Origin of the sequence: Caballeronia sp. LZ043 (genome assembly GCF_031451075.1) — a bacterium.
Classification (GTDB): domain Bacteria; phylum Pseudomonadota; class Gammaproteobacteria; order Burkholderiales; family Burkholderiaceae; genus Caballeronia.
Map to the genome: position 1 here is coordinate 403,736 of NZ_JARUXT010000001.1, position 19,117 is coordinate 422,852.

Consider the following 19,117-nt stretch of genomic DNA (forward strand, 5'->3'; position numbering starts at 1 on the left):
TTCGGGGGGGCGCTAAGGACGCCTGCGGCTCGGCGCGAACGCGAAGCCGAATGCGAGCAGGATCAGCGAGACGGCGATCACCGTCATGTTGCCGCTCGTCACGTAGGGCGTGCTGCCGGAGGTGCCCTGCACGGTCGCTTCGAGCACGCCGGTGGTGAAGACCGGGAGCTTCGACACGACATCGCCATTGGCCGCGATCGCCGCCGTCATGCCGGTGTTGGTGGCGCGCAGCATCGGCCGGCCGGTTTCGATCGAGCGCATGCGGGCAATCTGCAAATGCTGGTCGAGCGCGATGGTGTTGCCGAACCACGCGAGGTTCGTCGAGTTGACGAGAATGCCCGCGGGCGTTTCCTGCTCGCGGATCGTGCGCGCGATTTCCTCGCCGAAGATGTCCTCGTAGCAGATATCGACGGCGACCGGCTGGTTGTGCACGATGAACGCCTTCTGCGCGATCGGGCCGCGCGCGAGATCGCCGAGCGGGATGCCCATCAGGCGCACGAACCAGTGGAAGCCGTAGGGCACGAATTCGCCGAAGGGCACGAGGTGATGCTTGTCGTAGCGATAGACGCCGTTCACGCGCGGCGTGACGCCGAACAGGCTGTTGGTGTAGTCGGTCGCGCGGCCGTCGGGCAGGATCGTGACGCCGATCGCGCCGAACAGGATCGACGAGTTGGTGGTGTCGGCGAAGTTGCGGATGGCCACGGCGAAGTCCTGCGGGATCTGCACCGAGAGCACCGGCAGCGCGGTTTCCGGCGTGACGATCAGATCGGCGGGCTTCTCGGTGATGAGACGCTTGTAGAGCGCGAGCGATTCATCGACGCCGGCCTGCTCGAACTTCATTTCCTGCTTCACGTTGCCTTGCAGCAGGCGCACGGTGAGCGGCGCGTTGGCGGGCGTGGTCCATTGCACGAGCGACAGCAGCATGCCCGCCGCCAGCAGCGCGACGGCCACGGCCGCCGGGATCAGCGCACGCGCGCCCAGACCCATGCGGCGCCAGTGATGAATGGCCTGCACGGCGAGCGCGGCGAACAGCGCGAGCACCCATCCGACGCCATACACGCCGACGACCGAGCCGAAGCCCTTCAACGGACCATCGACCTGCGCATAGCCGCTCGCGAGCCACGGGAAGCCGGTGAACACGAGGCCGCGCAGCCATTCGCCCAGCGCCCAGGCGCTCGCAAAGGCGAACGCGCCGTGCCAGGTCGGCGCATGGCGGGGCGAGGCGTCGATGTCGCGCGCGGTGGCGGCGTCTTCATCGCCGAAGCGGGCGCGGCCCGCGACCAGCGACCAGACCACGCTCGACAGCGCCGGATACACGGCGAGATACAGCGAGAACAGCGCGACCGCCGCCGCGGCGAGCGGCGCGGCCATGCCGCCATAGACGTGCATGCTGACATAGAGCCACCACACGCCCGTGACGAAGTTGCCGAAGCCGAAGGCCCAGCCGGTCATGGCGGCGCTGCGCCAGCCGCGGGTGCGCGTGAGCCACGCGAAGAACAGCGCGAAGATGACGAGTTCGAGCCAGCCGCCGTGCGGCGTCGGCGCGAACGAGAGCGTGTTCGCCGCGCCGAGCACGGCGGCGGCGAGGTAATGCCAGAAGGGCAGGGCGCGCGGCGCTTCGGCGGCTGCCGGGGTCACGGATGCGGTGCGCTTGCGGAACAGGAGGCGGGACGATGAATCGGCCATTGATGACGGTCGAGATGAAACGGAGGCGGGGTCACGGATGAGGACAGGCGCGGCGTGGCGTACTGCGATGCCCCGCCGCCCGCGCGGCGATCGCGGCGATCAGTCGCGCAGTTCGTCTTCGTCGTCGCCCGCGTGATGATGCTGCTGCGTGAGATTCGGCACGCGCCGCACGAGCAGGACGTGAATCTGCCGCGCGTCGCCGCGCAGGATCTCGAAGGCGAAATCGTCGATGCGCACCTTTTCGCCACGATGCGGCACGCGTCCGAAACGATGCGTGACGAGACCGCCGATGGTGTCGACTTCGTCGTCGGAGAAATCGGAGCCGAAGGCCTCGTTGAACTGCTCGATGCCGGTGAGCGCGCGCACGCGATGGCGGCCGTCGGGCGTGGCGATGATGTTGCCGGCTTCCTCGTCGAAGTCGTATTCGTCCTCGATGTCGCCGACGATCTGCTCCAGCACGTCCTCGATGGTGATGAGGCCCGCGACGCCGCCGTACTCGTCGACGACAAGCGCGATGTGATTGCGGTTCACGCGGAAGTCGTGCAGCAGCACGTTGAGGCGTTTCGATTCCGGGATGAAGACGGCGGGGCGCAGCATGCCGCGCACGTCGAATTCCTCTTCGGCGTAATAGCGCAGCAGGTCTTTCGCGAGCAGCACGCCGATGACGTTGTCGCGATTGCCTTCGTAGACCGGATAGCGCGAGTGCGCTTTTTCGAGCACGAAGGGAATGAATTCGGCGGGCGTGTCCGCGATGTTGATGGCGTCCATCTGCGCACGCGGAATCATGATGTCGCGCGCGCAGAGATCGGAGACCTGGAAGACGCCCTCGATCATCGAGAGCGAATCGGCGTCGAGCAGGTTGCGCTCGTGCGCGTCCTGCAGCACTTCGAGAAGTTCGTCGCGCGACTCGGGTTCGTGCGAGATGAAATCGGTCAGGCGTTCGAGCAGCGAGCGCTTTTCCGGCGGTTTGTCGGAATGGCGTCGACTGGGATAGGGTTCGTTCATAGTGAAGCGCCCAGGCGTTCCCGGGCGCAATTTAGCGGAAAGTTAAGCATACACCAAGGTAAAACGCCGGCCGGGCGGCGCGGCGTGTGCAATGGAAACCATGCTAGCGGAAAAATATGCGACGAGTGTGTCCGGTGTCCGGCGCTGGCCGAATGGCACGCGAAAAGTGACCTTCATACGTAAAACCGTAAGCAACGCGGATGTCATCCGGCGCCCTGTTGCGAGCGGCAGCGTTTCAGCAAGGCTTCGAGCGCGCGGTCCGGCATGCCGCTTTCCCGCAGCGCCTCTACGGTCCGGCTCACGTAGTCGAGCGTCGTGCCGTAGCGCCCGCTGGCGCAGCCGAGCACGGTGCGCACCACGGGATCGGGAAGCTTGCCGGTGTAGGAGCTGGCCTCGCGCCGCATCACGAAGGCGAGAGCCTCGACGCGCCGTCCGTCGGCAAAGGTGCAGGGCAGCCACGCCGGCCGGTACGAGCCCATCGCCATTTCGCGGCGCCACAGGACTTCGAGGTGCTCGGCGGCGTCGCCGCCCGCGAGCCGGAACGCCATGCCGGAGCACGATCCACCGCGGTCGAGCGCGAGCACGAGGCCCGGCTGCTCCGGCGTGCCGCGGTTCACGCGCGACCACAGATACAGCCCGCGATGGTAGCCGTGCACGCGGGCGCGCACCGCTTCGAGCGTCGGCAGGCCGGGGTTCCAGATCAGCGAGCCATAGCCGAACAGCCACAGGTCGGAACGTCCGTCCCAGCCCGCGAGCGCCGCTTCGCGCGACGCGGCGAGTTGCGCATCGGTCCAGAGCGCGGAGTCTCCGAGCATGGGCGGATAGTTAGCGTCAGCGTCAGCGGCGACGACGGGCGTGGCAGGCGGGAACTGCGCGGGATCGGGTGTCTTGTCGTTCACGTTGCGTGAGAGGGCATCGGACCGGCTTCAGGTCAGCGGCACGTAAGGATCGGGAAAACCCAGAGACTGCATGATATCTGTCTCGATCGATTCCATCTCCTGCGCCTCGCTTTCGTCCTCGTGGTCGTAGCCCTGCGCATGCAGCGTGCCGTGGACGATCAGATGCGCGTAGTGCGAGGCGAGCGGCTTGCCCTGTTCGGCGGCCTCGCGCTCGACGACCGGACAGCACAGGATCAGATCGCCCGTCACCGGATCGTCTTCCGATTCCGCGTAGGCGAAGGTCAGCACGTTGGTGGCGTAGTCCTTTTGCCGGTACGTGCGATTGAGCTCGCGTCCTTCTTCTTCACCGACGAAGCGCACGGTGAGTTCGGCGTCCGCGAACAACGCGGCCTTGATCCAGCGCGCGACCGTCGCACGCGGCAGCACGGCCTTGTGCGACGGATACGCCTTGGCGGCGGGAAACTGCATCGACAGGGTGAGGCGCGGATTCATTCAGGCCGGTTCGCGTGTTGTGCCTGACGGGCCGCTTCGGCGAGCGCGGCGTCCTTCTGCGACTGCGCGTCGTACGCCTCGACGATGCGCGCGACCAGCGGATGCCGCACCACGTCCGCCGACGTGAAATGCGTGATGGCGATGCCGCGCACTTCCGAGAGCACATGCTGCGCCTCGATCAGCCCGCTCTTGTGGCCGCGCGGAAGATCGACCTGGGTGGTGTCGCCGGTGACGACCGCCTTCGAGCCGAAGCCGATCCGCGTCAGGAACATCTTCATCTGTTCGGGCGTGGTGTTCTGCGCCTCGTCGAGAATGATGAACGCGTGATTCAGCGTGCGGCCGCGCATGTACGCGAGCGGCGCGATCTCGATCATCTGGCGCTCGAACATCTTCGCGGTCTTGTCGAAGCCGAGCAGGTCGTAGAGCGCGTCATACAGCGGGCGCAGATACGGATCCACCTTTTGCGCGAGATCGCCCGGCAGGAAGCCGAGCCGCTCGCCCGCCTCGACCGCCGGCCGCGTCAGCACGATGCGCTTGACCTGATCGCGTTCGAGCGCGTCGACCGCGCAGGCCACCGCGAGATAGGTTTTGCCGGTGCCCGCCGGACCGATGCCGAAGGTCACGTCGTGCGACAGGATCTGCTTCAGATAGTCGCGCTGCGCGGGCGTGCGGCCGCGCAGGTCGGCGCGGCGCGTGTAGAGCTTCGGGCCGTGGTCTTCGTCGTCGCCGAGATCGAGCGTCGCGCTGGGTTCGTCGAACGGATGATCCAGGTCGCCGCGAAAACGCGGATCCGCTTCGCCTTCCTCGCCGCCGGCCGTGCGCGCGTCCTTCGCGCGCCGCGTGGCGTGACGCGCCTCGACCAGCGCGAGCTGGATGTCATCGACGGAAATCGGATCGCGCGCGCGGTTGTAGAAATTTTCGAGCGCCGCGAGCGCGACCTTGGCGCCGCGTCCGCGAATCGAAATCTTGTGGCCGCGGCGGGACAGCGTGACGTCGAGCGCCTGCTCGATCTGCCGCAGGTTCTCGTCGAGCGGGCCGCAGAGGTTGGCGAGCCGCGCGTTGTCCTCGCGCGGGGCAGTGAATTCCAGATGCTGCGTGGGAGCGTTCTTCAAAGTGAACCAGGTGTCCTTTATTAAGCCATCCCGTGAGCCAGCGCGGGCGCGTCCGCCACCATCACCAGTTCGCCGCGCAACGAGTGCGGGTACGCGTGCACGATCTTCACGTCGATCATCTGGCCGATCAGCCGTGCATGCGTCTCCATCGGCGCCGGGAAGTTGACGACGCGATTGTTCTCGGTGCGGCCCGCGAGTTCGTTCGGATCCTTGCGCGCCGGGCGTTCGACGAGAATCCGCTCGATCTTGCCGATCATCGACGCGCTGATGCGCTGCACGTTTTCCTCGATGGTCGCCTGCAGATGTTGCAGGCGTTTGAGCTTGACCTCGCGCGGCGTGTCGTCGTGCAGGTTCGCGGCGGGCGTGCCGGGACGCGGGCTATAGATGAACGAGAAGCTCGTGTCGTAGCGCATCTCGTCGACGAGCGCCATCATCCTGTCGAAGTCGTCCTCGGTCTCGCCGGGGAAGCCGACGATGAAGTCGGTGGACAGCGACAGGTCCGGACGGATCGCGCGCAGCTTGCGGATGACCGACTTGTATTCGAGCACGGTGTAGCCGCGTTTCATCGCCATCAGGATGCGGTCCGAGCCGTGCTGCACGGGCAGATGCAGGTGCGAGACGAGCTTCGGCACCTTCGCGTAGGTGTCGATGAGGCGCTGCGTGAATTCCTTCGGATGCGACGTGGTGTAGCGAATGCGTTCGATGCCGGGCACGTCGGCCACGTACTCGATCAGCGTCGCGAAGTCGGCGATCTCCTCCGAGCCGAGCGTCAGCGCGCCGCGGTAGGCGTTCACGTTCTGGCCGAGCAGCGTGACTTCACGCACGCCCTGGTCGGCCAGGCCGGCGACTTCGGTGAGGACGTCGTCGAGCGGGCGGGAGACTTCCTCGCCGCGCGTGTACGGCACGACGCAGTAGCTGCAGTATTTCGAGCAGCCTTCCATGATCGACACGAACGCGCTCGGTCCGTCGACGCGCGCGGGCGGCAGATGGTCGAACTTCTCGATTTCCGGGAACGTGATGTCGACCTGGGCGCGGCCGGTGGCGCGGCGCTGGTCGATCATGGCGGGCAGGCGGTGCAGCGTCTGCGGGCCGAACACGAGATCGACGTACGGTGCGCGCGCGACGATCGACGCGCCTTCCTGGCTCGCGACACAGCCGCCGACGCCGATCAGCAGGTTGGGATTGGCTTCCTTAAGCTCGCGGACGCGGCCGAGATCGGAGAAGACTTTCTCCTGGGCCTTTTCGCGCACCGAGCAGGTGTTGAACAGAATGACGTCCGCATCTTCGGGCGTGTCCGTCTTGACGAGTCCTTCCGCTGCGCCGAGCACGTCGACCATCTTGTCGGAGTCGTACTCGTTCATCTGGCAGCCAAAGGTCTTTACATAAACTTTCTTGGTCATGAATCGTCGCCGGTCACAGTGGTTGATCTGGGGGCGCTGGTTAGGAGTTGAAAGGGGACTTCGCGGATGGTGTTTGTTCGCGTGGCTTTTCTGTTCCGATCTGCCCGCTTTTTACCGCATTTGAGGGCGATATTATAGCGCCGCGGGCCCATCCCGGCCTTCCACGGGCCGACGTGGCGGAAAGGCGAGATCGCCGAGCAGCGCGGCGGTGGTTTCGTCGAAGCGCGCCACCAGAAAATCCAGCACCGCCCGCACGCGCGGCGCCATGTAGCGGTTCGCGTGAAACAGCGCGTGCACCGGCGCCTCGTGCGTGCACCAGTCGGGCAGCACCATGCGCAGCCGGCCGGCGCGGACGTCGGCGGCGATATCCCAGATAGACTTGTGCGCGATGCCATGTCCCGTCAGCGCCCAAGCGTGGACCAGTGCGCCGTCGTTGGCTTCCCAGGAATCGGCGACCGGCATTGAGAACGTGTAGCGTTCCTCGCCGCGCGTGAACTCGAGTTCGCTGAGCGGCCCGTTCGACGTGACGACCACCACGAACTCGTGACCGACCAGTCCGGCCGGCGTGAGCGGCGTGCCGCGCCGCGCCAGATACTCCGGCGCGGCGCACAGCACGCGGCGGTTCGGCGCCAGCACGCGGGCCGCAAGACCGCTGTCGGGCGGGGCGCCGAAGCGGATCGCGAGGTCGATGTCCTCGTGCAGCAGGTTCGACACCGAATCCGACAGCGTCAACGCGAAGCTGACCTCGGGGTGCAGCGCGCGGAATGCGTCGAGCCAGCCGCGCAGCATGTTGCGCCCGAAATCCGATGTCGCCGAGATGCGCACCTTGCCGCGCACGACGTTCTGACCGGCCTGCAAGGCGGCTTCGCCGTCGTCGATAGCCTGCAACGCGATCCGGCAATGTTGCAGATAGACGCGCCCTTCGTCGGTGAGGCGCAGCTGGCGCGTGGTGCGCTCGAACAGCCGCGCCTGCAAGGCCTTCTCCAGCTTGATCAACCGCGCGCTCGCCGCCGCCGGCGAAAGCCCGAGCTTGCGACCTGCCGCGGACAGGCTTCCGGCCATCGCCGTTTCCATGAACAGGCGCATGTCGCCCAGCCGATCCATCGCCATTTTCAAATTCCGTTTGAGAATGATTCAAAGACTAGCCCAATTCTCAAACGCATGCGCGAACCGGAGAATGCGCCTTTCGGTGGTCACGGAGGTTCGGATCATGCAACTGGATCACGTCACGATCGTCGCGCCGCATTGCGACGCGTTGATGCGCTTCTTTGTCGATATCGCCGGAATGGAGGTCGGAGCGCGGCCGCCGTTCGGCGTCGGCGGTTACTGGCTGTATCTCGGCGGGCGGCCGGTGGTGCATCTGGTCGCGGCGGGCATCGATGCGCCGGCGCAGCGGCCGGGCACGGCGCGCATCGACCACGTTGCTTTGCGGATCGATGACGCCGACGAGTGGCGCTCGCTTCTCCAGCGCCTGGACTGTCACGGCTATGCCTATCAGCTTGCCGACGTTCCGCTGTCCGGCGAGCGCCAGCTGTTTGTGCAACTTGCGCCGGCCGTCGTCGTGGAATTCGTGACCACCCAATCCTGAACCGGAGCCATCATGCCCCTGCCTCTTCTTGCGCTGGCCATCAGCGCTTTCGCCATCGGCACGACGGAATTCGTCATCATGGGCCTGCTGCCCAACGTCGCGCACGATCTCTCTGTATCGATTCCATCGGCCGGCCTGCTCGTCACCGGCTACGCGCTGGGCGTCGCGGTCGGTGCGCCGCTGCTGGCCGTGCTGACGGCGCGCATGCCGCGCAAGCTCGCCTTGCAATTGCTGATGGCCGTGTTCATCGTCGGCAACGTGTTGTGCGCGGTCGCGCCAGGTTACGGCCTGCTGATGGTCGCGCGCGTCGTCACCTCGTTCGCGCACGGCTCGTTCTTCGGAATCGGAGCGGTGGTGGCGGCATCGCTGGTGCCGGCCGAGAAGCGCGCGAGCGCGATTGCGCTGATGTTCACCGGCCTCACGCTCGCCAACGTGCTGGGCGTGCCGTTCGGCACCTTCGTCGGCCAGGAACTGGGCTGGCGCGCGACGTTCTGGATTGTCGCGGGGCTGGGCGTGCTGGCCGCGCTGGGCGTGACGCTGCTGGTGCCGAACCGTCACGACGCCGCGCCGAGCGGCCTGGGCCGTGAAGTGCGCGTGCTGCGCGACCCGCAAGTGTGGCTCGCGCTGACGATGACGGTGCTCGGCTTCGGCGGCGTGTTCATCGTGTTCACCTATATCGCGCCGATTCTCGAACAGGTGGGCGGCTTCTCGCCGCGCGCGGTCACGCTGATCCTGGTGCTGTTCGGCGTGGGTTTGACGATCGGCAATACGATCGGCGGCCGGCTTGCCGACCGCGCGCTGATGCGCTCGCTGATGGGCATTCTGTTCGCGCTGGCCATCGTGATGGCGGTGTTCGCGAAGACGAGTCATAGCCAGGCGGGCGCGATCCTGACGATCTTCGTGTGGGGCATCGCGGCGTTCGCGACGGTGCCGCCATTGCAGACGCGCGTCGTGGAGAAGGCGAAGGACGCACCGAACCTGGCCTCGACGCTGAACATCGGCGCGTTCAATGTGGGCAATGCCGGCGGCGCGTGGCTGGGCGGCGCGGTGCTGACGCATGGCCACGGTCTCGATGCGCTGCCGTGGGCCGCCGCCGTGGTCGCGCTCGCCGCGCTCGGGGTCACGTGGTTCGCGGCGCGTCTGGATGCGCCGCGGCGTGCTGCCGAACGTTCCGATCGTTCTGACATAAACGCTGCCGACGCCTGCTGAACGCTTATCATGTTGGCTCAACGTAATTCGAGCCAACATGATCGATCATCTCATCTGCGATTGCGACGGCGTGCTCGTCGACAGCGAAATCATCGCGGATCGCGTGATGCTGGACGTGCTCACCGAGACGTTTCCCGGCATCGACTTCAAACCGGTCGTCAAGACGGCCTTCGGCCAGCAGACTTCCCGATTCCTGGCGCAGCTCGAAAGTCGGTTCGGCATCCTGATGCCGGCCGGTTTCGTCGATACGATCGAGGCGCGCGTGGCCGTGGAACTCGCACGATCGGTCGGTCCTATCGCCGGCGTGCGCGCGGCGCTCGAAGGCTGCGGGCTGCCGGTCGCGGTGGTGTCGAACAGCCGTCTTGAGCGCGTGCGCGCTTCCGTGCGGCGCGCGGGGCTGGAGGAGATCGTCGGGGCTCGGGTGTTCAGCGCCCAGCAGGTCGAGCGGCCGAAGCCCTATCCGGATGTCTATCTGCTGGCGGCACGGACGCTCGATGTCGATTCGGCGCGCTGTCTCGTCGTGGAGGACAGCGTGGCCGGTCTGACGGCGGCACGCGCGGCGGGCATGAAGACCATTGCGTTCGTGGGCGCGAGTCATATTCCTTCCGGGTATGCGCAAGTGCTGCGCGAGACAGGCATCACGCGGATCATGGAGCATATGGACGAATTGCCCGCGCTGGTTGCCGCCGGGGTGCGTGGGGATTTTGGGGACGTGCTTTCGTAATTGGTTAGTTTTCGCGTTGGCCGGGCGGGGCGGCGCGGCGGCGAGCGCGGTGCCGCTAGCGGCACCACAAGCCATCGCACGTCGCGACGCTTCACCACGCATGGCGCGTGAAACTCCAGCATCTCCTCCGCGGGTTGAACTCACCCGTCCGCCCAGGCCTTGGCCGCCCCGACCGCCCGTTGCCAGCCCGCGAGACGCGAGGTGACTTCCTCCGCCGGCATGGAGGGCGTGAAGCGCCGTTCGAGCTGCCATTGCGCCTTGAGTTCGTTGACATCCTTCCAGTACCCGACAGCCAGTCCAGCGAGATACCCCGCGCCAAGGGCCGTGGTTTCGACGATGCGCGGCCGCGCGACCTCCACGCCGAGCAGATCAGCCTGGAACTGCATCAGCAGATCATTGGCGCACGCGCCGCCATCGACACGCAGCTCCGCGATGCGCAGGCCCGAGTCCGCTTCCATGGCTTTCAGAACGTCGACGGATTGATAGGCGATGGAGTCGAGCGCCGCGCGTGCAACGTGGCTCGCGGACGTGCCTCGCGTCACGCCGAAGAGCGTGCCGCGTGCGCGCGGGGTCCAGTGCGGCGCACCGAGCCCGGCGAACGCCGGCACGAGATACACGCCGTCGCTGTGCGGCACCTGACGGGCGAGCGGCTCGATCTCGCGTGCATGCCGGATCAGGCCCAGGCCGTCGCGCAGCCATTGCACGACCGCGCCGGCAATGAAGATGCTGCCTTCGAGCGCGTAGTTGACCTGGTCGCCGATCTGCCATGCAATGGTGGTGACGAGGTTGTTGCGCGATTCGATTGGCTGTTCGCCGGTGTTCATGACGAGAAAGCAGCCTGTGCCGTAAGTGTTCTTGACCATGCCCGACTCTGTACACATCTGGCCGAACAGTGCGGCATGCTGGTCGCCGGCCATCGACGCAAGTGGCAGATCCTGCGCGAACACGGTGCCGCGCGTGGTGCCGTACACCTCCGATGAACCGCGAACCTCGGGCAACATGCTGCGCGGGATCTCGAGCACGTCGAGCAGTTCGTCGTCCCAGCGCCGTTCGTGAATGTTGAAGAGCATCGTGCGCGAGGCATTCGTGATGTCGGTGACATGCAAGCCGCCGCGCGTGAAGTTCCACATCAGCCAGCTGTCCACGGTGCCGAAGGCGAGGCGCCCCTGGCGCGCCTTGTCTTGCGCGCCCTCTACGTTGTCCAGGATCCAGCGGATCTTGGTGGCCGAGAAGTACGAATCGATGGGCAGGCCGGTCTTGGCGCGCACCATGGCCTCGAGACCACGGCTCTTGAGTTCGTCGCAGAACGCCGCCGTGCGCCGGTCCTGCCAGACGATTGCGTTATAAAGCGGCGTACCGGTCTCGCGATCCCAGACGATGGTGGTCTCGCGCTGGTTCGTGATGCCCACGGCGGCAATCGATGACGCGCTCACTCCCGCGCGCGTGACGGCTTCAGCGGCCACGCCGGCCTGCGTGGACCAGATTTCGCGCGGGTCATGCTCCACCCAGCCCGACTGCGGATAAATCTGCTGAAATTCCTTCTGCGCGACCGCGACGATGTTGCCGCGGCGGTCGAACAGCATGGCGCGCGAACTGGTGGTCCCCTGGTCGAGCGCGAGAATGGTCTGATCCTGCATGGTGATCTCCGGGTTCGGGCGTACATCGTGCCTTGAATGTCGTCCGGGCCAATCTAACGGAGCCGGCCCGCGCGGACAACTCGGCCGAACGGCATAGGACGCGCGGACATTGCGGAGAGAAAGTCGGAAACGGCGCGATGCCTAGGCCATTTGGCCGAGTGGCGCGCCGGTGCGCTTGGACCGATACTGGCGTCACTCAATCGGAAAGGGGTGAGGGCAATGCGAGTGCGGTTTGCTTCAGGTGTGCTGGGTGTGGTGCTGCTGGCGGGGTGCGTGAGCACGCCCAGTCTCGACGGATCGCTGGGTGCGCCGTCCTTCAGCGCGCTGCAGGACATGTGCGGCGCTGCGCCGGGTGACTATGGCGCGGACGCTCCTTCAGTGTATTCGGCGTTCTTCGACGCCTATGTGGCCGAGCGTCGTGGCGGGCTGTCCAGAGAGCGCTTCTGCGCGTTCCAGGCGGAGATTGGAGAACGGTATCGCGCGTGGAAGGCCGATCCCGGGCCGGAATCGCAAAGTGCGTGGGCAACGTTCTTCCTGGATCAGCGCGCTCGCGCCTTGAGCTGGCGCGCCGCGGTCGATCCAACCTTGCGCGCCGGATGACGCGCCGGAGGTATCGGAGATTCCTTAAAGGGAAACTTGTAACGGACGCGGCTGAAGGCCACGTCCGGAGTCCTGCCGCGCGTGCTACGCGTCCTACGAATAGCGCTTGAATGCCTTGACGGTGGAGTCGCCGGTTGCCGTAAGACGCCATTGTTGACGTCCTGAGGCGAGGCTTTCGAGTTGAACGAGTTGGCGTTCAAGCAGGGCGTCGAGTTCCTGACGCTCCATGTCCACCTGATTGGGTGCTTCCTGAACCAGTAGCAGCGTGGCAAATTCGTGCGGACTCAGCATTGTGTTCTCCATGACGACCGAACGGCATAAGCAGCCGGCCTTGTAAGCCGGATCTTTTTGCTTCGAAACGTTGTACGGGGAAACTGAACAAGCGCCGGGACGCGCTGTGGTTGTGCCGCGGGCTCCGGGAATTGGGATTGTAGGCAAGTGTCAGACGAGTGCCAAACTCACAGTGAAAAATTTTGGCTTTGACTTTTCTTCTCGTCGGAAGCGGTCCTTTGCCGAAGGGAATTTGAAGAATCTACTTGAAGTGCTTGTCGCACTGCACCATTGGGTAAGGGTAGAGGCTAATCTGAACAGGCAATAAAGCTTCGTTTGTTTCATGAATCGAAATCATGAATCAAAACGGCAAACGAATTTGCTAGGGATTAAGTGCGCAATGCAAACTTCCCCCATATGACTCTCCACGCGTCTTTCGGTCATCACCATAAGCGCAAGTATTTCGGACTCGACTCAATGACTCGCTTCAACTGGCAAAACCCTTATCCCACACCGCGTCTGCCGGTGTTCGCCCGCAATATCGTGTCCACCTCGCATCCGCTTGCCGCGCAGGCCGGCCTGCGCATGTTGTGGAAGGGCGGTAACGCAGTCGATGCCGCCATCGCTGCGGCGGCGGCCATCACGGTGGTGGAGCCCGTGTCGTGCGGCCTAGGCGGAGACGCGTTCGCACTGGTCTGGGACGGCGGAAAGCTGCACGGCCTCAATGCGTCGGGCGTTTCACCGGCGGCCTGGAATCTCGACTATTTCCGCCGCAAGTACGGCGAGGACAATGGCCTGGCGCGGCAACCGAAGCGCGGCTGGGACGCGGTCACGGTGCCGGGCGTCATCGCCGGATGGGAGGCGCTGCATGCGAAGTTCGGCACGTTGCCGTTTGCAGACTTGATGGAGCCTGCCATCGAGATCGCTGAACGCGGCCACGCCGTGGCGAGCGTCGTGGCCTACAAGTGGGCGGCGGCCGTGCCTGAACTCAGGAATCAACCCGGCTTCGCGGATGTCTTCATGCCACATGGCCGCGCCCCGGAAGTGAGCGAACTCGTGCGCTTCCCCGGTCACGCGAAGACGCTGCGCATGCTTGCCGAACAAGGCCCGCGTGCGTACTACGAAGGCGAGATCGCCGAGCGCATCGCCGCGTTCGCCCGCGAAGGTGAAGCGGCGCTGACCATGGAGGATCTCCGCAACTATCGGGCGGACTGGGTCGAGCCGATCAGCAAGGACTATCGCGGCTACACGGTCCACGAGATCCCGCCGAACGGACAGGGGATCGCGGCGCTGATTGCACTCGGGATCCTCGACAAGTTCGATGTCGGCGCATTGGGCGTCGACGGCATCGAGTCGCAGCACTTGCAGATCGAGGCGATGAAGCTGGCGTTCGCGGACGTCTATCGCTACGTCGCGGACCCGCGGGCGATGGAAGTGACGCCGGAACAGATGCTCGACGACGCCTATCTCACCGAGCGCGCCAAACTCATCGATCCGTCACGCGCAACGCATTTCGACGCCGGCATGCCCAAGTCAGGCGGGACCATCTACATGTCCGTGGCCGATGAACGCGGCATGATGGTCAGCTTCATACAGTCCAATTACATGGGCTTCGGGTCGGGCGTCGTGGTGCCCGGCATGGGCATCTCGCTGCAGAACCGTGGCTGCGGTTTCTCGATGGACCCGAAGTCGGCGAATGTCGTCGCCGGCGGCAAGCGCCCGTTCCATACGATCATCCCTGCGTTCCTCACGCAGCAGGTCGAAGGCCGGCAGGAAGCCGTCATGAGCTTCGGCGTCATGGGCGGCGACATGCAGCCGCAAGGGCATCTGCAATCCGTCGTACGCATGCTCGACTACGGCCAGCAGCCGCAGGCCGCGTGCGATGCGCCGCGCTGGAAGGTCAATCACGACTTCACGATCGACATCGAGTCCACGCTGGACGTCGGCACGGCGCGCGCCCTCGAAGGGCTTGGGCACCGCATCAAGTCGGTGGACGATCCGTACATGGATTTCGGTTCTGGGCAATACATCTGGAAGCTCGATCGGAATGATCCGGAACGCGGTTATGTTGCGGCTAGCGACAGCCGTCGTGACGGGCTCGCCGCCGGTTTCTGAGCAGTAAGGAAGCCGCGTCGTTGCGGTTTCCGTATATGGCGGAACGCCGCTTTCCTGCGGCGACGGTCCTGCGCGCCAAGCTCCGCATGGCTGTGCGCGGGCTCACGGCCGCCAACCTCCAGACACGCGCCCTTCAGCGACATTTCCATCACCCGTCCCGGCACGTTTCATGCTGCATAGCAGCGACGCGCGTCGGCATTTGAGTCGTGGAAATTCTGCACATATGGAACCGATGCCGCCACGCGCGAGTCTGTCCCCCATGCCTGCAAACTCGCGGCAGGGCGGCTAAGATGCAAAAACAAGCTGCTAACACATGAAGTTGAAGATGCCATGACGAATCCGGTCATGGTGTCGCCTGAAAACCTCGGCCGTCTCTTGTTGGCCGAAGGCGCGTTCAGTCCAGCCAGGAGCGCGATACATGCACACTGAAACGAGCCACGTCATGCCGTGGCGCATCGAAGACATCGATCTGTCCCGGATCGACCTTCAAAAGGCGCAATCCAACGAGCATCTTCTCTTGCTGCTGTGCGCCTGCTCGTTTATCGAGAGCGGCACGGATCTCTACACGAGCAACCTCAGCAAGTACTTTCACGACGATCCTGAAATTTCCGCCTGGCTCAACACCGAATGGGAGCCCGAGGAGATGCAGCATGGCAGGGCGCTCAGGACCTACATCAATTACGTCTGGCCGGAATTCGACTGGGACACGGCGTTCAAGAGCTTCTTCGATGAATATTCGCTGACCTGCTCTTACGAAGCTTTCGAGAAGAAGCGCGCGCTGGAAATGGTGGCGCGCTGTGTCGTCGAAACCGGCACGGCCACGCTTTATCGTGCCATCAACGATTGCTCGGACGAACCGGTGCTGAAGGAAATCACCGACAACATCCGCACTGACGAAGTCCGCCACTACAAGCACTTTTTCCGCTTCTTCAAGAAGTGGAACAAGATCGAGGGTAATGGCCGTATCGCGGTGCTCGGTGCGTTGATCCGGCGCGTCGCCGAACTGAAAAGCGAGGATTCCGAAATCGCGCTGCGACACGTCTTCGCCGTCCGCTATCCGGAGCACGCACAGGATTCGAACTACAACCGGGAACTCTCCGCGCGCGTGAATGCGCTGGTGAGGCGCAACCTGTCGGCGGATCAGGCCATCAAGATGCTGCTCAAGCCATTGGACTTGCCCGCGCGCATCCAGCCCGGCGTTCACTATCCGCTTTCCAAGATGACGCAGTTATTCTTCCGCTAGATCGCAACGCAACCCATGATGCCGGCTCCAAGCCGGCATTTTCTTATGTCATCCACCTCATCGAAACCCGCCCTGTCGGCGCATGCCGTGTTCGACGCCTGGTCGCCGACTCTGCGCGCGTGCTTCGACGGCACGCATGTCACGGCGGCCGACCGTCTCACGGCGTCGTTGTGCGTCGCGGATGCCGATGCCCGCTGCGTGCGGACCGCGCTCCTCAGCACCGGCGAACTGTTCGCCCCCGACGAGCGCACGCTTGCCTTCGCGCTATGGCCGTCGTCGCGCACGGCGCGGGCCATCGCCGGCGGCGGACGCGCGACGCTTACCTTCGTGTTCGACGAAGCGTTCCATCAGGTTCATCTGGAAGTGCGGCACGTGCCGCTCGACGACGTGCCGCTCGCGTGCTTCGTCGGGACGATCGAGAGCGGCGAAACGCAGCGCGTACCCTATGCGCGACTCACGCATGGCATTGCATTCGAACTCGAGGAAGAGGCAACGGTGCTCGCGCGCTGGCGCGAGCAGATCGAGTGGCTGAAGCGGGCGGCGAGCGCCGCCGCGTGAAGAAGGGCTGACCCGGGAGCCCGGGCCAGCAGAAGCCTTAGCGGCTGCGATCGCCCGAACGCTGCGGATCGCGGCGGCCGCCGAGCAACGCGCCCGGATTGCCGCCGGGCTTGCGCCGGTTGTCGGCGTGGCCGGCTGCTGCCGTTGCCGATTCGGCACGACGCGGCGCCGAACCATTGCCCGTGTTCGGCTTGGAAGCGGGCTTGCCGTTGCCGTGACTGCGTCCGTCGCGCGCGGGTTGGCCGCCGTTGGCGCCATTGGCCGGCCGCGCCGCACGCGGCGCTTCACCGCTTGGGCGGCCGCCGTCGCGACGAGGCTGCTCGGCCGGACTGCGCCGTGCTTCGCTCTTTGGACGAGCGTCACCACGCGGCGCCTGCCCCTGCCGGCCCTGACCCTGACCTTGTCCCTGACCGCGCCCGCCGCCCTGGCTGCGACGCTGGATCGGCTCGGGTTTCGCATTCGGATCCGGCTCGAAGCCGGGGATCACTTCCTGCGGAATAGGCCGCTTGATGAGGCGTTCGATATCGCGCAGGAGCTGATGCTCGTCGACACACACCAGCGACACCGCCTCGCCATCCGCGCCCGCGCGTCCGGTGCGGCCGATGCGGTGCACATAGTCTTCCGGCACGTTCGGCAGATCGAAATTGACGACGTGCGGCAGTTGATCGATATCGATGCCGCGCGCCGCGATATCGGTCGCGACCAGCACCTGCAGCGTCTGGTCCTTGAATTCCGCGAGCGCGCGCGTGCGGGCCGACTGGCTCTTGTTGCCGTGAATGGCGAGCGCGCTGATGCCGTCCTTGCCGAGTTGCTCGGCAAGCCGGTTGGCGCCGTGCTTCGTGCGCGTGAACACCAGCACCTGGAACCAGTTGTGCGTGCGGATGAGGTGCGTGAGCATCTCGCGCTTGCGATCGCGATCGACCGGATGGATCTTCTGCTCGACCGTTTCAGCCGTCGTATTGCGGCGCGCTACTTCGATGAGCGCGGGCGACGCGAGCAGACTGTCGGCGAGGGCCTTGATCTCGTCGGAGAAGGTGGCCGAGAACAGCAGGTTCTGCCGCTTCGCCGGCAGACGCGCCAGCACGCGCTTGATGTCGTGGATGAAACCCATGTCGAGCATGCGATCGGCTTCGTCGAGCACGAGGATCTCGAGCTGCGACACGTCGATCGTCTTCTGCTGCATGTGATCGAGCAGCCGTCCCGGCGTCGCGACGACGATGTCCACGCCGCGGCGCAGCGCGTCGATCTGCGGATTGATGCCGACGCCGCCGAACATCACGGTCGAGCGCAGTTTCAGATATTTGCCGTAGGCACGCACGCTTTCTTCGACCTGCGCCGCGAGTTCGCGCGTCGGCGTGAGAATCAGTGCGCGCACCGGGCGCTTGGCGCCGCCCGCGGCCGGCGCGAGCTGGGACAGACGTTGCAGGATCGGCAGCGTGAAGCCGGCGGTCTTGCCCGTGCCGGTCTGGGCGCCCGCGAGCAGGTCGCCGCCCTTCAGGACGGCGGGAATCGCCTGGAGCTGAATGGGGGTGGGGATGGAGTAGCCGAGTTCGTTGACGGCGCGAAGCAGGGGTTCGGACAGGCCGAGTGAATCAAAAGACATAGATGGACATTCACTTCGTTATGTCGAACGGCGCGCATGCGAATCGGGGCTGCGGCGAACCGGAGTCCGGCCAGCAGAGCGCATGCGTGACGCTCGGAGAAATCGGGCGGCGGGCCGATTGGCGGTCAATGACCGCCCGGCAATACCGCAAGGGTCGACGTGCTATCAAGACACGTCATCTGGCGCTAAGTTGCATCGACGATAGTGCGATGCCGCGGCATCCGTCCCGCCGGAGCTCACGCGACATAGCGCGCGACGCTCACGAACTGGCACAGGCTGCCTGCCAGCACGAACAGATGCCAGATGCCATGTCCGTGCCGGATGCGCTCGTCGTTGATGAAAAACCAGATGCCGGCGGTGTAGACCAGACCGCCCGCCACCAGCCACGCGAGTCCCGCGGGCGGCAGCGCCGTCACGAGCGGATGAACGGCTACGAGCGCGAGCCAGCCCATCAGCACATAGAGCACCATCGAGACACTGCGGGTTCGGCGCCCGAGCGTCAGTTCCTGCGTGATGCCGAACACCGCGAGGCCCCAGCTCACGCCAAACAGCGACCAGCCCCACGGCCCACGCAAGGTGACCAGCGTATAGGGCGTATAGCTGCCGGCGATCAGCAGGTAGATCGCCGAGTGATCGCACTTCTGGAGTATGGCCTTGACGCGCGGTGTGCGCGCCCAGTGATACAGCGTGGAGATCACGTACAGCGCGCAGAGCATCGCACCGTATATCGCAAAGCTCACGACCTTGTAGGCATCGCCTTCGAGCGCGCCGAGCGTGACGAGCGTCGCCAGGCCCGCCACCGACAGCAAGGCGCCTATCAGATGACTGATGCTGTTGAAACGCTCACCGACATGCATAGGAAATCCACGCGACAGGGCCGCACACGCGGCAATCACAAAACGGCCCAGCCAAAAGACAAGGGGCGCGGCCCCAACTAACGAAGGCTGCGCCCCATGGCGTATTGTACGCTGTCTAG

At 65.2% G+C, this 19,117-nt stretch carries 18 protein-coding genes; 7 read left to right on the forward strand and 11 right to left on the reverse strand.

All coding sequences use genetic code 11. The features are described 5' to 3' along the window. Positions 1–12: 12 nt before the first annotated feature. From lnt to QCE64_RS01940, 7 genes are all read right to left on the reverse strand, one after another. Positions 13–1,686 carry an apolipoprotein N-acyltransferase gene (gene lnt, locus QCE64_RS01910; protein ID WP_309913865.1) on the reverse strand — a complete coding sequence of 558 codons (1,674 nt, stop codon included), beginning with the start codon at positions 1,684–1,686 and terminating at the stop codon, positions 13–15. A 99-nt stretch (positions 1,687–1,785) separates the two neighbouring features. Continuing rightward, positions 1,786–2,691, reverse strand: a complete 906-nt coding sequence (locus QCE64_RS01915; RefSeq protein WP_309913867.1) for a transporter associated domain-containing protein — start codon at positions 2,689–2,691, stop codon at positions 1,786–1,788. A gap of 203 nt (positions 2,692–2,894) precedes the next feature. Then, on the reverse strand, positions 2,895–3,590 hold the full coding sequence (locus QCE64_RS01920; RefSeq protein ID WP_309929187.1) for a gamma-glutamylcyclotransferase: 696 nt from the start codon (positions 3,588–3,590) through the stop codon (positions 2,895–2,897). 27 nt (positions 3,591–3,617) lie between these two features. Continuing rightward, positions 3,618–4,082: an rRNA maturation RNase YbeY gene (gene ybeY, locus QCE64_RS01925; protein WP_309913871.1), complete on the reverse strand. Its 465-nt coding sequence runs from the start codon at positions 4,080–4,082 to the stop codon at positions 3,618–3,620. Further along, positions 4,079–5,194, reverse strand: a complete 1,116-nt coding sequence (locus QCE64_RS01930) for a PhoH family protein (RefSeq protein WP_309807284.1) — start codon at positions 5,192–5,194, stop codon at positions 4,079–4,081. Before QCE64_RS01930 ends, ybeY begins: the two co-directional genes overlap by 4 nt. A gap of 20 nt (positions 5,195–5,214) precedes the next feature. After that, the gene (gene miaB / locus QCE64_RS01935; RefSeq protein ID WP_310002511.1) at positions 5,215–6,594 is read right to left on the reverse strand and encodes a tRNA (N6-isopentenyl adenosine(37)-C2)-methylthiotransferase MiaB; all 1,380 of its coding nucleotides are present in this window, start codon (positions 6,592–6,594) and stop codon (positions 5,215–5,217) included. A 132-nt stretch (positions 6,595–6,726) separates the two neighbouring features. Beyond that, entirely contained in the window at positions 6,727–7,698 is a 972-nt protein-coding gene (locus QCE64_RS01940; protein ID WP_309931522.1) for a LysR family transcriptional regulator, read from the reverse strand. A gap of 106 nt (positions 7,699–7,804) precedes the next feature. Between QCE64_RS01940 and QCE64_RS01945 the strand changes: the two genes are divergently transcribed. Genes QCE64_RS01945 through QCE64_RS01955 form a run of 3 tightly spaced genes read left to right on the forward strand, consistent with a single transcriptional unit; the run spans position 7,805 to position 10,115 of the window. Then, positions 7,805–8,182, forward strand: a complete 378-nt coding sequence (locus QCE64_RS01945; protein WP_309913876.1) for a VOC family protein — start codon at positions 7,805–7,807, stop codon at positions 8,180–8,182. A 12-nt stretch (positions 8,183–8,194) separates the two neighbouring features. Next, on the forward strand, positions 8,195–9,391 hold the full coding sequence (locus tag QCE64_RS01950) for an MFS transporter (RefSeq protein ID WP_309913879.1): 1,197 nt from the start codon (positions 8,195–8,197) through the stop codon (positions 9,389–9,391). A gap of 37 nt (positions 9,392–9,428) precedes the next feature. Beyond that, positions 9,429–10,115, forward strand: a complete 687-nt coding sequence (locus tag QCE64_RS01955) for an HAD family hydrolase (protein ID WP_310002512.1) — start codon at positions 9,429–9,431, stop codon at positions 10,113–10,115. A gap of 140 nt (positions 10,116–10,255) precedes the next feature. Here QCE64_RS01955 and glpK read toward each other — a convergent pair whose 3' ends face one another. Beyond that, complete coding sequence (glpK, locus tag QCE64_RS01960) at positions 10,256–11,752, reverse strand: glycerol kinase GlpK (RefSeq protein ID WP_310002513.1); 1,497 nt, start codon at positions 11,750–11,752, stop codon at positions 10,256–10,258. A gap of 219 nt (positions 11,753–11,971) precedes the next feature. Between glpK and QCE64_RS01965 the strand changes: the two genes are divergently transcribed. After that, a complete protein-coding gene (locus QCE64_RS01965; RefSeq protein ID WP_309913888.1) occupies positions 11,972–12,352 on the forward strand; it encodes a hypothetical protein in 381 nt (126 codons plus the stop codon). A gap of 93 nt (positions 12,353–12,445) precedes the next feature. Here QCE64_RS01965 and QCE64_RS01970 read toward each other — a convergent pair whose 3' ends face one another. Further along, on the reverse strand, positions 12,446–12,643 hold the full coding sequence (locus QCE64_RS01970; RefSeq protein WP_309807295.1) for a hypothetical protein: 198 nt from the start codon (positions 12,641–12,643) through the stop codon (positions 12,446–12,448). Positions 12,644–13,099: 456 nt separating this feature from the next. Between QCE64_RS01970 and QCE64_RS01975 the strand changes: the two genes are divergently transcribed. The 3 genes from QCE64_RS01975 (at position 13,100) to QCE64_RS01985 (ending at position 16,538) form a co-directional block, all read left to right on the forward strand. Continuing rightward, positions 13,100–14,737, forward strand: coding sequence for a gamma-glutamyltransferase family protein (locus QCE64_RS01975; RefSeq protein ID WP_309913891.1), 1,638 nt, complete (start codon positions 13,100–13,102; stop codon positions 14,735–14,737). Positions 14,738–15,155: 418 nt separating this feature from the next. After that, the gene (locus QCE64_RS01980) at positions 15,156–15,980 is read left to right on the forward strand and encodes a ferritin-like domain-containing protein (RefSeq protein WP_309913895.1); all 825 of its coding nucleotides are present in this window, start codon (positions 15,156–15,158) and stop codon (positions 15,978–15,980) included. A gap of 45 nt (positions 15,981–16,025) precedes the next feature. Continuing rightward, positions 16,026–16,538, forward strand: a complete 513-nt coding sequence (locus QCE64_RS01985; RefSeq protein ID WP_310002514.1) for a hypothetical protein — start codon at positions 16,026–16,028, stop codon at positions 16,536–16,538. 37 nt (positions 16,539–16,575) lie between these two features. Here the strand turns inward: QCE64_RS01985 and QCE64_RS01990 are convergent, their stop codons facing one another. Both QCE64_RS01990 and QCE64_RS01995 read right to left on the reverse strand, forming a co-directional pair. Continuing rightward, a complete protein-coding gene (locus QCE64_RS01990; RefSeq protein WP_309913901.1) occupies positions 16,576–18,141 on the reverse strand; it encodes a DEAD/DEAH box helicase in 1,566 nt (521 codons plus the stop codon). A 236-nt stretch (positions 18,142–18,377) separates the two neighbouring features. Next, positions 18,378–18,998 (reverse strand): hemolysin III family protein, encoded by a 621-nt coding sequence (locus QCE64_RS01995; RefSeq protein ID WP_309807302.1) that lies wholly within the window; start codon positions 18,996–18,998, stop codon positions 18,378–18,380. Between the last annotated feature and the right edge of the window lie 119 nt (positions 18,999–19,117).